Genomic DNA, 14,441 nt, shown 5'->3' with positions numbered 1-14,441 from the left:
ATGGCAAAAGAAACCTTTGTGGTTAATGGGATGACCTGTGCATCCTGTGTAGCCAACGTTGAAAATGCTGTTAATAAGTTGGATGGTGTGGACAAGGCTGTGGTTAACCTAACCACCGAAAAAATGTCTGTGGATTATGCTGGGGATAAGGTCAGTCCAGAAGCTATTGAAAAGGCTGTGGCTGACGCTGGTTATGAAGCCGAAGTCTACAATCCAGATACAGCCAAAAGTCAGGAAGAACGTGAAGAAGACAAGATTCACAAGGTGCGTGAGCGTCTCATTTGGTCATCAGTCTTCACCATTCCTCTCTTTTATCTAGCTATGGGGCCAATGGTCGGTCTACCTGTGCCAAACTTCTTGTCTCCTCATCATGCAGCTTTGACTTATGCCTTGGTGCTACTAGTTTTGACAGTGCCCGTCATGTGGTTGGGCCGTTCTTTCTATAGTAATGGTTTTCGTACCTTGCTCAAAGGTCACCCAAACATGGATGCCTTGGTAGCCTTGGCAACGTCGGCAGCCTTTCTTTATAGTCTCTATGGTACTTACCACATTTCATTGGGGCATGCACATCACGCCCACCAACTTTATTTTGAGTCAGTGGCTGTTATCTTGACCCTGATTACTCTAGGTAAGTACTTTGAAACCCTCTCTAAGGGTCGAACTTCAGAAGCTATCAAGAAACTCATGCACTTGTCAGCCAAGGAAGCAACTGTCCTTCGTGATGGTAAGGAAGTCAAGCTTCCTGTGGATAAGGTTGTTCTTGGTGACCATATTGTGGTCAAACCTGGGGAAAAGATAGCCGTGGATGGGCGAGTGATTTCTGGTAGCTCTGCCATTGATGAGAGTATGCTTACAGGTGAGTCGCTTCCTATTGAAAAATCAGCTGGTAAACCAGTATTTGCAGGTTCTATTAATGGTCAAGGTAGTCTGATTTATGAGGCGGAAAAGATTGGTAAGGACACCTTGCTTTCCCAAATCATCAAATTGGTTGAGGATGCCCAACAAACCAAGGCTCCTATTGCCAAGATAGCCGATCAGTTGTCAGCGGTCTTTGTTCCTGTTGTCATGGCTATCGCCCTTGTTTCAGGTCTCTTCTGGTACTTTGTCATGGGACAAACCTTTACCTTCGCTATGACAGTAGCAGTTAGCGTCTTGGTTATTGCTTGTCCATGTGCATTGGGACTTGCGACACCGACGGCTATCATGGTTGGTACAGGGCTTGGTGCAGAACACGGTATTCTCTACAAGCGTGGGGATGTGCTCGAGTTAGCTCACAAGGCTGATGTCCTCGTCTTTGACAAGACAGGAACCATTACTCAGGGCAAACCTCAGCTAGTTTCTAGCTATACTTATGGCAATAGCGGAGCAGCCTTGCAACTTTTGGCATCCTTGGAAGCCAAGTCTGAACACCCTTTGGGTCAAGCTATCCTTGTGGCGGCAGAGAATGCTAACTTGGACTTGTTAGAAATGGATAATTTCTCAAGTTTGACTGGACGAGGACTAACTGCTAGCTATGCAGGAAAAACTTATCTAGCTGGGAATCAAACCCTTATGGCAGAGGAAAAAGTCGACTTGACTTCAGCACAAGCTGATTTCCAAAACTTGACAGCTGATGGTCAGACACCGATTTTCTTGTCTGAAGATGGTAAGTTAATCGGACTCTTTGGTGTAGCTGATCAGGTTAAAGCGGATAGCGCCGATATGGTGGCGGCCCTTCATCAAATGGGCAAGGAAGTGATCATGTTGACTGGTGATAATGACCAAACAGCCCAAGCCATCGCTCAAAAGGTTGGTATCAAGCGTGTTATCAGTCAAGTGCTTCCGCAAGAAAAATCTAGGGTGATTAGCGACCTTCAAGCAGAAGGAAAATCAGTCATCATGGTTGGTGATGGTATCAATGATGCCCCAGCCCTTGCGACTGCTGATATCGGTATTGCCATGGGTTCAGGGACAGATATTGCCATGGAAAGTGCCGATATGGTCCTTATGAAACCAAGCCTCATGGATGTCGTTAAGGCTCTGAAAATTAGTCAGGCGACAATCACAACGATTAAAGAGAACCTCTTTTGGGCCTTTATCTACAATATCTTGTCTATCCCAGTGGCCATGGGTGTCCTCCACCTCTTTGGAGGTCCCCTGCTTGACCCAATGATAGCAGGACTGGCCATGAGCTTTAGCTCTGTCTCAGTTGTCCTCAATGCTCTGCGCCTCAAACGTCGCAAAGTCTAAGTGTCGATTGCTTTTGCCCCCCATCACTTAAGACGTATATCAAAAAACAATTAAAGAAAAGGAAGAAAGAAAAATGACAAAAACATATAATATTACAGGAATGAAATGCCAAGGTTGTGTCAACACCGTTACCGAAAAACTCTCTGCTGTCAAAGGCGTTGAGAATGTTAAAGTTGACCTCGAAAACAAACAAGTCACTATCGAAGGTAAACCATGGAAGTGGTCTCTCAAGCGTGCCCTCAAAGGCACTAAGTTCGAACTTGGTGACGAAATTTAAGACAAGAAAAAACAGCTATCAGGCTGTTTTTTTCTACCCATAATCTTTTTGAAAATCCCTTCCTTTTGTGATATGATTAAAGTAATTATGTTCTCAAAATTGAGACTAGAAAATCAAGAAAAGAAAACGGTATACCTATGTCTAAACAAACCCTTATCCTTCTCTACGGTGGACGTTCAGCAGAACGTGAAGTGTCTGTGCTCTCAGCTGAGAGTGTTATGCGTGCGGTGGATTACAGCGCATTTGAGGTTAAAACCTACTTTATCACTCAGTCTGGTGATTTTATCAAAACACAAGAATTTACAGAAACACCAGGTGATGACGAGAAGCTCATGACTAATGACACAGTTGTGGCTAGTCAGGCTATCAAACCAAGCGATATTTATGAAGAAGGCGCTGTGATATTCCCAGTTCTTCATGGTCCTATGGGTGAGGATGGTTCTATCCAAGGTTTCCTCGAAACCCTCAAATTGCCATATGTGGGTACCAATGTTCTTTCATCAAGTGTGGCTATGGACAAGATTATGACCAAGCATATTCTTGAAGTTGCTGGTGTGCCTCAGGTTGCCTACACAGTCTTCATCGAGGGTGAAGATTTGGAAGCAGCAGTAGCAGAGACGCTTGAAAAATTAACCTTCCCAGTGTTTGTCAAACCTGCTAACATGGGGTCATCTGTTGGGATTTCTAAAGCTGAAAATGAAGCAGAGCTTCGTGCAGCGATTGATCTGGCTCTCAAATATGATAGTCGTATCTTGATTGAGCAAGGTGTGGTTGCCCGAGAAATCGAGGTTGGTATCCTTGGCAATACAAATGTCAAAACGACTGATCCAGGTGAAGTAGTCAAAGATGTGGCTTTCTATGACTATCAAGCCAAGTACATTGACAATAAGATTACCATGGACATCCCAGCTCACGTGCCTGCAGAAGTCATGACGCAAATGCGTTCCTATGCGGCTAAGGCCTTCCGTGCCCTCGGTGGTTGTGGTCTTGCCCGCTGTGATTTCTTCCTGACAGAGGATGGAGCCATCTACCTTAACGAGCTCAACACTATGCCAGGTTTCACTCAATGGTCTATGTATCCACTTCTTTGGGAAAATATGGGACTTTCTTACTCAGACCTTATCAAGGAATTGGTAACCTTGGGACAAGAAATGTTTGATAAACGTGAAAGCCATTTGATTTAAGAAATATGATTTAGAACACAGACATCTTAGTCTCGGAGAAATTTCTGAGACTGAGGTGTTTTTTCTTTACAGAAATCTAGATTTTATTTATATCTTTTCTTTATCACCTCGATAAAAAATACATATTATCCAAATAATCTAACAGGTGGTAGAATAAATCTAACGTTTCAAATGAAATAAAGCAATTCGTTCGTGTTTGATGAAGATTTGCGTATCGCGATGATTATCAGAGGCGAGTGAAGGTCAAAGGGCTAGAAGTAGATGGCAGTCAGCAAGTGTTGACGAAATTTTACACGCCCTTTGTATCTTGTAGAATTGAACATAGGCTAAATTCCTAGAACAAAAGATAGACTTCCTAGTGTGCCAGCACACGTCGTCAGTTTCCTATTTGTTTTACGGAATTTTACACGCCTTTTGTATCTTAAATGAGGAGGTAAGTTTTGGACTGGTCCATTGTTCAACAGTATTTGCCCTTTTATCAGAAGGCATTCTTTTTAACTTTACATATTGCCGTTCTGGGGATTCTTGGTTCCTTCCTTTTGGGCTTGGTGGTGAGTGTTATTCGTCATTACCGAGTGCCGATTTTGAGTCAGCTTTCGACGGCTTATATTGAGTTATCTCGTAATACGCCGCTCTTGATTCAGCTTTTCTTTCTCTACTTTGGCTTGCCTCGTATAGGTTTGGTTCTATCGTCAGAGGCTTGTGCTGTGGTAGGTTTGATTTTCTTGGGTGGTTCCTATATGGCGGAGTCCTTCCGAAGTGGCCTAGAGGCTGTTAGTGAGACCCAGCATGAAGTGGGGTTGTCTATTGGTTTGACGCCATTCCAAGTCTTTCGCTATGTGGTCCTTCCTCAGGCAGTGGCTGTGGCGCTTCCGTCATTTAGTGCTAACGTCATCTTCCTTATCAAGGAAACGTCAGTATTCTCAGCGGTAGCCTTGGCGGATTTGATGTATGTGGCCAAGGATTTGATTGGTCTTTACTACGAAACCGATGTAGCTCTAGGTATGTTGGTGGTGGCTTATCTCTTGATGTTGCTGCCGATTTCTCTAGTCTTTAGTTGGATTGAAAGGAGGTTACGCTATGCAGGATTCGGGCTTTCAGGTTCTTCTTCAGGGGAATAATTTCCTACGTATCTTACAAGGTTTAGGCGTAACTATTGGAATTTCCATCGTCTCGGTTCTTCTGTCCCTTTTACTAGGAACACTTTTTGGGATTGTCATGACTTCGAAGTCTAAGATTATTCGTTTCTTGTCACGTATTTATCTGGAATTTATTCGTATCATGCCCCAGTTGGTCTTGCTCTTTATTGTTTATTTTGGTCTGGCTAGGAACTTTAACATCAATATCTCAGGCGAGCTATCGGCTATTATCGTCTTTACCCTTTGGGGAACGGCTGAGATGGGTGATTTGGTGCGTGGGTCAATCACGTCGCTACCTAGACACCAGTTTGAGAGCGGAAGGGCCCTTGGCTTGACCAATGGGCAACTCTATACCTATGTGATTATTCCACAAGTCTTGCGTCGCTTGTTGCCTCAGGCTATTAACCTGGTGACACGGATGATTAAGACGACGTCCTTGGTGGTTTTGATTGGCGTGGTTGAGGTGACCAAGGTTGGTCAGCAGATTATCGACAGTAACCGCCTGACTATTCCAACAGCTTCTTTCTGGATTTATGGCACGATTTTGATTCTTTATTTTGCCATTTGTTACCCAGTATCTAAGCTGTCTACTTATCTTGAAAATCGTTGGAGGAATTAAGATGACAGAAAGCATTTTACAAATCAAGGATTTGAAAAAGTCCTTTGGGGACAATGAGATTCTCAAAGGCATCTCCTTGGATGTTAAACAAGGTGAAGTCGTTGTTATCCTGGGTTCCTCAGGTTGTGGGAAATCGACCTTGCTACGTTGCATCAATGGCTTGGAGACGATTCAAGGAGGCGACATTCTCCTTGATGGCAAGTCTATCACTGGCAGTAAGAAGGATTTCCACTTGATTCGCCAGAAAATCGGAATGGTCTTTCAAAGTTATGACCTCTTTCCACACTTGGACATCCTGCAAAATCTGATTTTGGGGCCGGTCAAAGCTCAAGGGCGTAATAAGGAAGAAGTCATTGCGGAGGCTGAGAAACTTTTGAATCGTGTGGGACTTCTGGACAAGAAGCATAGCTTCGCACGACAACTGTCAGGTGGTCAAAAGCAGCGTGTGGCCATTGTTCGTTCCCTGCTCATGCATCCTGAAGTTATCCTCTTTGACGAGGTGACGGCTTCGCTTGACCCTGAGATGGTTCGTGAGGTTCTGGAATTGATTAACGACCTCGCTCAAGAAGGACGGACCATGTTGATCGTGACCCATGAGCTTCAGTTTGCGCGTGCTATCGCTGACCGTATTATCTTTATGGATAAGGGAGTCATCGCTGAGGAAGGTACTGCTGAAGAATTCTTCAATCATCCAAAGACACAGCGAGCTCAAGAGTTCCTCAATGTCTTTGACTTCAGTAAGTTTGGTGCCTATTTGTAACCCATTGTTTTTAGTGAAAATATAATATTTTAGGAGATATTTATGAAATTAACAAAGAAAATTTTTGCCCTATTAGCCCTCGTCTTTGCCTTGGTGGCAGTGACTGCTTGCTCAAGTAACAGTAGCTCTGGTAAATCAACAGCCAAAGCACGTACCATCGAAGAAATTAAGAAGAGTGGTGAACTCCGTATCGCCGTCTTTGCGGACAAGAAACCTTTCGGTTATGTAGATAACAAGGGTGCTTACCAAGGTTACGATATTGAACTTGGGAACCGTTTGGCCAAAGATTTGGGTGTTAAACCTAAATACGTCTCAGTAGATGCGGCCAACCGTGCAGAATTCTTGATTTCAAATAAGGTAGATATTACCCTTGCCAACTTTACAGTAACTGATGAACGTAAGAAACAAGTGGACTTCGCCCTTCCTTACATGAAAGTCTCAATCGGTGTGGTGTCACCTAAAGACAAGGTCATTAAGGACGTTAAAGAGCTTGAAGGTAAGACTTTGATTGTTACTAAGGGAACAACTGCTGAAACTTACTTTGAAAAGAACTACCCAAATATCAAATTGCAAAAGTATGACCAATATAGCGATGCTTACCAAGCCCTCCTTGATGGTCGTGGCGATGCCTTCTCAACTGATAATACAGAAGTTCTTGCTTGGGCTCTAGAAAATAAAGGTTATGAAGTAGGAATCACATCACTTGGTAACCCAGATACCATTGCCCCAGCCGTTCAAAAAGGTAACAAAGAACTCCTTGACTTTATCAATAAAGACATTAAGAAACTTGGTAAAGAGAATTTCTTCCACAAAGATTATGAAAAAACACTTCGTCCAACTTACGGTGATGCAGCTAAAGCTGATGACCTCGTGGTTGAAGGTGGCGAAGTGAAATAAGACTGACAGCCTTCGTAAGAGGCGAGTCTTGCTTAATAAGAATAAAAACCCACCCCGTGGCTATTTAGCTTAGCTAGAAGCAGGGATGGTTTTTCTTGTTTTAGGGTGATTTTTTTCTCACTTTTTGCTTTTTATGTTTCTCCAACAAATGACAATACATGACAAGAAAAGGGCTCCCATCATTCCCCAAAAAAGAAATGGTTCAATATAATCAAAAAAAGTTTTGCGTTCACCATAGACCGAGGTAGAGCCATCTTTCCAAGTAATGGTTTTGTCCCTATCATCAATCCTTTTGTAGGACTCACCATTATAAGTCAAATAATGATCCTTCCGTACATACATATTCAAATAGTTATGGCCGTTCTTTGTGGGAAGGTCTGAGAACAGACTTTCCTTGGCGTAAACTTCAATGTAGATGGTTCCATCTTTAAGACCTTTAATTTTCTGAGTTCGAGCATTTTTGATAAGGAGTTTTCCATCTTGTATAATTTCCCAATCGTACTTACGACTTTTTCCTCCTTCGTTATAGGAAATAGCAAGCTTGTGATTTTCAGACTGCCATAGCCCGTAGATACTATTTTCACTGATACCATCATAAAAGCATCTAAGATAGATGGTGACTATAGGTACCATGAATAGAAAACAAATCCTCAAAATCTTGACTAAACGGTCTTTGAATTTACCCCAACGTGCTCGCCATCCAGTTTTGTACTTTTGTGTTCTTCGATATTCATTTTGTGAATGATCTTTTCTATCAATTTCCTGTTGATCACTATATTTTTTCTTTATTTGATGCCTCATTTAACCTATTTTTCCTTTTTATATTTTCTTTTGATTTTCCATTCAACGAAAAGGACATATAAAAGCAAGCTTCCAAACATTCCAAATACGATATAAGGTTCCAGACGATCAAACAAGGTTATTCGTTGACCGTAAGGGGATTTTGAACCATCTTTCCAGGTAATGCTCTTGTTTTCATCATCAATCAGTTTGTAAGATTCACCATTATAGGTCAGGTAATTGTCTTTACGAACGTACATATTCAAATAGTTAAGGCCGTTTTTAGCGGGGAGGTCTGAAAGCAGGCGTTCCTCAGCGTAAACTTCAATGTAGAGGGTACCATCCTCGAAGCGTTTAATATCATCGATGCGTGCATTTTTAATGAGGACATTTCCATCTTGAACAATATCCCAATCACGCTTACTTCCTTTGCGCCCTCTTTCGTAGGATATGGCAAGCTGATGATTTTCAGATTTCCACAGACCATAGATACTGTCTTTATAAACATTATGATCAAAGAAAATCATATAGACGATGAAAATCGGTATCGTGAGTAAGAAACATATCATAAACACATTGACTAGACGGTCTGTAAATTTATCCAAGCGTGCTCGCCATCCGGTTTTGCGTTTTTGTTCTTTTCGATATGCTTTTTGTGAATGATACTTTCGATTGAGTTTCTTTCGGTCAGCGTATTTTCTTTTTGATTGGTGTCTCACTTAGTTTTTCTCTCCTCTTTTGCCGAGCCTCTAAAATAACAATAAAGAAGCCCAGTCCCAGAATTCCACGATAGATAGTTTGAACAATTGTAGAGAGCTTGGTTTTCCGTTCACCATAAGGGCTGGTGGAACCATCTTTCCAAGTGATGGACTTGTTTCCAGAATTGATACGCTTGTAGGACTCACCGTCATAGGTAAGATAATTGTTTTTGCGAAGATAGAAATCCATATAGCTGAAGCCGTCCTTGGTGGGTAGGTCTGTCAGGTAGCCTTCCACAGTGTAGAGCTCCATGTGAAGAGTTCCGTCATTAAGCCGTTTGACCGGGCGAGTTCTAGCAGCATAGATAATATACTTACCATCCTGTACGACTTGCCAGTCGATATTTCCTCGTTTCCGAATATGCTTATAGGAAATCGCTAACTTATGATGATCAGACTGCCAGAGACCATATATGTTATCTTCATTGACTGTATAATGATCATAATAATAAAAACCACCATACAGCAGTGCCAGTAGCACTAAGATAATCAATTCAGCTGTTGGCTCTAGTAGGATGAACTTTCTCCAATTAAAACGCCATCCTTTAGGTTCTTCGATACTTTGACAGTCGCTTTTTATGGTTTCCTCTCCCTTAGAGAGGTTGACTAATTTTTTCTTTGTCATGCCTAATCCTTTCATCAACCATTGTAACAAATTCATCTCCCAAGCAAAAGCTAGCCTGATTTGTGATATAATTGGGAGTGATTGTAGACAAGGAAATCTTATTTCTTGCCAGACTTGTAAAAATAAAACAGAGGATTTTAAGATGAAACTGACACTCCATGAAATTGCCAAGGTTGTTGGCGCTAAAAATGATGTCACAGCCTATGAAGATGTTGCCATTAACCAGATTGAGTTTGATAGCCGTAAGATTACAGCGGGTGACCTCTTTTTACCACTAAAAGGTGCGCGTGATGGGCATGATTTTATCCAAACAGCCTTTGACAATGGTGCCCTAGCGACATTCACAGAAAAAGAATTACCAGCTGATCAAGTCCACATCCTAGTTGATGACGCTCTTGAAGCCTTTCAAAAACTAGCTGCCTACTATCTTGAAAAGACTGAGGTTGATGTTATTGCTGTGACTGGTTCTAATGGTAAGACAACAACCAAGGACATGATTCATGATATCTTGGCAACAACCTATCGTACTTACAAAACCCAAGGCAATTACAACAATGAGATTGGTCTTCCTTATACAGCCCTCCACATGCCTGATGATACTGAGAAAATCGTCCTTGAGATGGGGCAAGACCACATGGGAGACATTCACCTCTTGTCAACCCTGGCTAAGCCAAAAACAGCCGTTGTTACCTTAATCGGAGAGGCTCATTTGGAATTCTTCGGTAGCCGTGACAAGATTGCCCAAGGTAAAATGCAAATGCAAGACGGTATGCCTGATGGTAGCCTCTTGCTTGTGCCAAGTGATCCTATCGTAGATCCTTTCTTGCCAAGCAATCTTGAAGTGGTACGCTTTGGGGATGGTGCGGAGCTTACAGTCTCTGAGTTGACAGAATTCAAGGACCATCTCACCTTTTCAACAAACTTCCTAGACGGACAAGTTACCTTGCCAGTCACTGGAAAATACAATGCCACAAATGCCATGGTTGCTGCCTATGTGGCTAAACACTTGGGTGTAACTGAGGAAAATATCCTCTCAGCTCTTGCCAACTTGCAGCTTACAAAAAACCGTACCGAATGGAAAAAAGCAGCCAACGGTGCCGATATCCTTTCAGACGTTTACAATGCCAATCCAACAGCCATGAAGCTCATTTTGGAGACCTTCTCAGCCATTCCTAAGAATGAAGGAGGCAAGAAGATCGCTGTCCTAGCTGATATGAAAGAACTCGGTGAACAGTCTGTTCAACTTCACACACAGATGATTCTCAGCCTGACACCAGATGCTATTGATACGGTGATTTTCTACGGTGAAGACATTGCAGAATTGTCACAACTTGCTAGTCAAATGTTCCCACTTGGTCATGTTTATTATTTCAAGAAAACAGCTAACGAAGACCAATTTGACGCTATGGTCAAGCAAATCAAAGAAAGCCTGGGCGAGCACGATCAAATCTTGCTCAAAGGCTCTAACTCTATGAACCTAGCCAAGGTTGTAGAAGAACTCCAAGCTAAGAATTAAGTTCTCTAACCTGCTCTCCAAGCAGGTTTTTGCTTTACCCTGAAATTTGATATAATAGCAGGCATAGTAATTTCAGCAGGAGAAGAGAATGAAGGAATTTTTGACAACCACCCAAACTCATCCACCCCAGATACCTTTGCCCTATTATTTGCTTATGCTTTTGGCAATGGTACTTCTGAGTTACTTGAGTTGGCGTTGGTATAAGAATAAGATATGGCGTTGGACCTTTCTCATTATCCAAGCCATTCAACTCTTTGCCCTATACACTTGGTACCTCTGGCAGGGCTTCCCACTTTATATTAGTCTGCCCCTGTACCATTGTCGTATGGCCATGTTTACTGTTCTCCTCTTGAAAAATAGCAGGATAAAGAGCTATTTCGCTATTATGGGAGTTGTTGGGACCTACTGTGCATTGATTTATCCAGTATTTGATCCCTATGAGTTTCCTCATATCACAGGCTTTTCTTTCCTAATTGGCCACTATGCCCTACTGGTCAATAGCCTGAATGTAATTTTTAATAGTTATAAAACTCATCCCATCAGCCAGCGGCTGATTGTCGTGGCCACCTTATTACTGAATTTAGCTTTGGTAATCGTTAATCAGACTATCGGTGGAAACTATGGCATGCTTAAACACACGCCATTTATTATGGGAACTCCCTTATTTGTCAAATACCTTGCTGTTTCAGGAGCTCTGATTATTCTCATGATAATCATGAAAAAAGGTCTGGAGCATTTTGAAGACAAATATTAAATAAATGAAGAAACACGCTATCAGAAAGTTGATAGCGTGTTTTTTCATTTATTTGTTTTATTCTAACACAAAACGCTTTCAGAATTGCTTTCACACTGTAATTTGGATATAATAAAGGAGCTGTGCCTGCGAGAATTATCGCAAGCCTCGACAACAAATGTAGACCAAAAAAGAGAAAAATTTTCTGAAAGAAGTGCTACAACTATCTTACTTTTCGATCTGGTAAAAACCGATGACTGTCAGTTCCTATTGAGCATGGAAGTTTTACTATTCCTAAGGAAGCTGCTGAAGTCCGATACCGCTACGGAAAAGTATCAAAAAGATTATTTTTAAAGAAGAAAGAAAACTATGAGTATCCAAGACGAAATCAAAAAACGCCGTACTTTTGCCATCATCTCTCACCCCGATGCTGGTAAAACAACAATCACTGAACAATTGCTTTACTTTGGGGGTGAAATCCGTGAAGCTGGTACCGTAAAAGGTAAGAAAACCGGAAACTTTGCTAAATCAGACTGGATGGATATCGAGAAACAACGTGGTATCTCAGTAACCTCATCTGTGATGCAGTTTGACTATGCCGGCAAACGTGTCAATATCCTTGATACCCCAGGGCACGAGGACTTCTCAGAAGATACCTACCGTACCCTTATGGCGGTCGACGCTGCCGTCATGGTCGTTGACTCAGCCAAAGGTATCGAGGCCCAAACCAAAAAACTTTTCGAAGTTGTTAAACACCGTGGTATTCCTGTCTTCACCTTCATGAACAAATTGGACCGTGATGGACGTGAGCCACTCGACCTCTTGGAAGAGTTGGAAGAAGTGCTTGGTATTGCCAGCTACCCAATGAACTGGCCTATCGGTATGGGTAAAGCCTTCGAAGGACTTTACGACCTCTATAACGAACGCTTGGAGCTTTACAAGGGTGACGAGCGCTTTGCCAAGATTGAAGATGGTGATACCCTTTTTGCCAACAACCCATTCTATGAGCAAGCTAAAGAAGATATCGAACTCTTGACAGAAGCGGGTAATGAATTTTCTGAAGAAGCTATTTTAGCTGGTGAATTGACGCCGGTCTTCTTCGGTTCTGCCCTCACTAACTTTGGGGTTCAAACCTTCCTTGATACCTTCCTCAAATTTGCGCCAGAACCACATGGCCACAAGACAGTTGATGGCGACGAGATTGATCCTCTTAACAAGGATTTCTCTGGTTTTGTTTTCAAAATCCAAGCCAACATGGACCCACGTCACCGTGACCGTATTGCCTTTGTTCGTATCGTGTCTGGTGAATTCGAGCGTGGTATGAGTGTTAACCTAACCCGTACAGGTAAGGGAGCGAAGCTCTCTAACGTTACTCAGTTTATGGCCGAGTCTCGTGAAAATGTTGAAAATGCCGTGGCAGGAGACATTATCGGGGTTTACGACACAGGAACTTATCAGGTTGGTGATACCCTTACTGTAGGTAAAAACAAATTTGAATTTGAGCCACTACCAACCTTTACGCCAGAGTTGTTCATGAAAGTTTCTGCTAAAAACGTTATGAAACAGAAGTCCTTCCACAAAGGAATTGAACAATTGGTGCAAGAAGGAGCCATCCAGCTTTACACCAACTACCAAACAGGTGAATACATGCTTGGTGCCGTTGGTCAACTTCAGTTTGAAGTTTTCAAACACCGTATGGAAAATGAATACAATGCTGAAGTCGTTATGACACCAATGGGTAAAAAGACTGTGCGTTGGATCCAACCTGAGGACCTTGATGAACGCATGTCATCAAGTCGAAATATCTTGGCTAAAGACCGCTTTGACCAACCAGTCTTCCTCTTTGAAAATGACTTTGCCCTCCGTTGGTTTGCGGATAAATATCCAGATGTAACATTGGAAGAGAAGATGTAATACGGCACAAAAGATGACGATTTTAAATCGTTCATCTTTTGACGCTAGCCACTATCTTGTGGCTAGCTAGCCGTCTCACTAACTACGTCAGCCGAATAATATCGATTCGTCTGATTTCGTGTCGTAATATCTTGATGATGTTATTTATGAAGTGTTCTATGGGACCGTGGCTAAGTCCCTTACTAACTCGAAAACGGAAAATATCGTTTCCGTTTTCTCATGTCGTAATACTATGTATAGTTTAAGTAAATCGTTCATCTTTTGACGCTAGCCCCTATCTTGTGGCTAGCTAGCCGTCTGACTTCGTGTCGTAATATGTTATGAAAACAAGAAAAACCATAGGACTGTCAATTAAGACTGTCCTATGGTTTCTTTTATTTTTCCGTATTTAGTAACCTGCCTAGGAATCGTTGTAGGGCGAAGAAAACGATGAGGCTGGCCAATGTTTCTCCAAGGAAGGATGAGCTATTGACAATAAATGAATAGAGATAAGGGCTTTGTCCTTTAGGGGCATAGCTTCCCCAAAAGATGACACCGGCTATAAAGTGAATGAGGTAACGAGCGAAGCTACCAAGAAGAATCCCCTCAGTAATCACCATCAGAGACTTGACTTTATTGCCTTGTTTAATGGCTTTATCAAGGGCTGGTTTGACCACACCACTGATACCAATCAGACTAAAGGCGACAAAGTACTCCAGAAACCCTTGTGTCAAGGTCAGCCAACCACCGGCTGCCTGTCCTGTCACCACTTGAAGTAGCCCCCAGATAAGACCGCCCATAGCACCAGCTTTTAAGCCCCAGCGAAAACTGAGGAGAAAGATAGGTACCATCTTAAAGGAAAGGGAAATCCAAGGGCCTAGTGACATGGGCTGAGTAACTAAGTCCAGAATATAAGCAATGGTTGCAAAAAGGGCAACCTCAATCATTGGTCGAATATTTGTTTTCGACATAAAAAAACCTCCTATACCAATCGTCTTGATTGGCTGTTTTTTGCCACATCAAAACGACGT

The 14,441-nt window shown here is 42.3% G+C and carries 14 protein-coding genes; 10 read left to right on the top strand and 4 right to left on the bottom strand.

The features are described 5' to 3' along the window. From SSAL8618_RS08075 to SSAL8618_RS08045, 7 genes are all read left to right on the top strand, one after another. Positions 1-2,229 carry a heavy metal translocating P-type ATPase gene (locus tag SSAL8618_RS08075; protein WP_038676618.1) on the top strand — a complete coding sequence of 743 codons (2,229 nt, stop codon included), beginning with the start codon at positions 1-3 and terminating at the stop codon, positions 2,227-2,229. A gap of 73 nt (positions 2,230-2,302) precedes the next feature. Beyond that, entirely contained in the window at positions 2,303-2,506 is a 204-nt protein-coding gene (gene copZ, locus SSAL8618_RS08070; RefSeq protein WP_004183213.1) for a copper chaperone CopZ, read from the top strand. Positions 2,507-2,643: 137 nt separating this feature from the next. Next, entirely contained in the window at positions 2,644-3,690 is a 1,047-nt protein-coding gene (locus tag SSAL8618_RS08065; RefSeq protein ID WP_022496119.1) for a D-alanine--D-alanine ligase, read from the top strand. A 440-nt stretch (positions 3,691-4,130) separates the two neighbouring features. Then, positions 4,131-4,811 carry an amino acid ABC transporter permease gene (locus SSAL8618_RS08060; RefSeq protein ID WP_022496120.1) on the top strand — a complete coding sequence of 227 codons (681 nt, stop codon included), beginning with the start codon at positions 4,131-4,133 and terminating at the stop codon, positions 4,809-4,811. Beyond that, positions 4,771-5,448: an amino acid ABC transporter permease gene (locus tag SSAL8618_RS08055; protein WP_022496121.1), complete on the top strand. Its 678-nt coding sequence runs from the start codon at positions 4,771-4,773 to the stop codon at positions 5,446-5,448. The genes SSAL8618_RS08060 and SSAL8618_RS08055 overlap by 41 nt, the downstream gene beginning before the upstream one ends. Before the next feature lies 1 nt (position 5,449). Beyond that, entirely contained in the window at positions 5,450-6,208 is a 759-nt protein-coding gene (locus SSAL8618_RS08050; protein ID WP_022496122.1) for an amino acid ABC transporter ATP-binding protein, read from the top strand. 42 nt (positions 6,209-6,250) lie between these two features. Next, positions 6,251-7,105: a cysteine ABC transporter substrate-binding protein gene (locus tag SSAL8618_RS08045; protein ID WP_002884332.1), complete on the top strand. Its 855-nt coding sequence runs from the start codon at positions 6,251-6,253 to the stop codon at positions 7,103-7,105. A 117-nt stretch (positions 7,106-7,222) separates the two neighbouring features. Here SSAL8618_RS08045 and SSAL8618_RS08040 read toward each other — a convergent pair whose 3' ends face one another. From SSAL8618_RS08040 to SSAL8618_RS08030, 3 genes are all read right to left on the bottom strand, one after another. Beyond that, positions 7,223-7,738 carry a hypothetical protein gene (locus tag SSAL8618_RS08040; RefSeq protein WP_371212473.1) on the bottom strand — a complete coding sequence of 172 codons (516 nt, stop codon included), beginning with the start codon at positions 7,736-7,738 and terminating at the stop codon, positions 7,223-7,225. Between the two features lie 173 nt (positions 7,739-7,911). After that, the gene (locus tag SSAL8618_RS08035) at positions 7,912-8,604 is read right to left on the bottom strand and encodes a hypothetical protein (RefSeq protein ID WP_014634909.1); all 693 of its coding nucleotides are present in this window, start codon (positions 8,602-8,604) and stop codon (positions 7,912-7,914) included. Beyond that, the gene (locus SSAL8618_RS08030; protein WP_014634908.1) at positions 8,573-9,268 is read right to left on the bottom strand and encodes a hypothetical protein; all 696 of its coding nucleotides are present in this window, start codon (positions 9,266-9,268) and stop codon (positions 8,573-8,575) included. The genes SSAL8618_RS08035 and SSAL8618_RS08030 overlap by 32 nt, the downstream gene beginning before the upstream one ends. A gap of 142 nt (positions 9,269-9,410) precedes the next feature. Here SSAL8618_RS08030 and SSAL8618_RS08025 point away from each other — a divergent pair, with 142 nt between their 5' ends. The 3 genes from SSAL8618_RS08025 to SSAL8618_RS08015 all read left to right on the top strand — a co-directional run bounded on the left by SSAL8618_RS08025 (position 9,411) and on the right by SSAL8618_RS08015 (position 13,431). Beyond that, positions 9,411-10,784: a UDP-N-acetylmuramoyl-tripeptide--D-alanyl-D-alanine ligase gene (locus SSAL8618_RS08025; RefSeq protein ID WP_022496127.1), complete on the top strand. Its 1,374-nt coding sequence runs from the start codon at positions 9,411-9,413 to the stop codon at positions 10,782-10,784. Positions 10,785-10,872: 88 nt separating this feature from the next. Then, entirely contained in the window at positions 10,873-11,538 is a 666-nt protein-coding gene (locus SSAL8618_RS08020) for a YwaF family protein (protein ID WP_014634906.1), read from the top strand. Between the two features lie 348 nt (positions 11,539-11,886). Next, entirely contained in the window at positions 11,887-13,431 is a 1,545-nt protein-coding gene (locus SSAL8618_RS08015) for a peptide chain release factor 3 (RefSeq protein ID WP_002884210.1), read from the top strand. 374 nt (positions 13,432-13,805) lie between these two features. Here SSAL8618_RS08015 and thiT read toward each other — a convergent pair whose 3' ends face one another. After that, positions 13,806-14,381, bottom strand: a complete 576-nt coding sequence (gene thiT / locus SSAL8618_RS08010; protein WP_002884661.1) for an energy-coupled thiamine transporter ThiT — start codon at positions 14,379-14,381, stop codon at positions 13,806-13,808. Positions 14,382-14,441: the final 60 nt, after the last annotated feature.

It is taken from the genome of Streptococcus salivarius (assembly GCF_000785515.1).
GTDB classification, from domain to species: Bacteria; Bacillota; Bacilli; order Lactobacillales; family Streptococcaceae; genus Streptococcus; species Streptococcus salivarius.
This window is presented reverse-complemented; position numbering and strand designations above follow the sequence as displayed.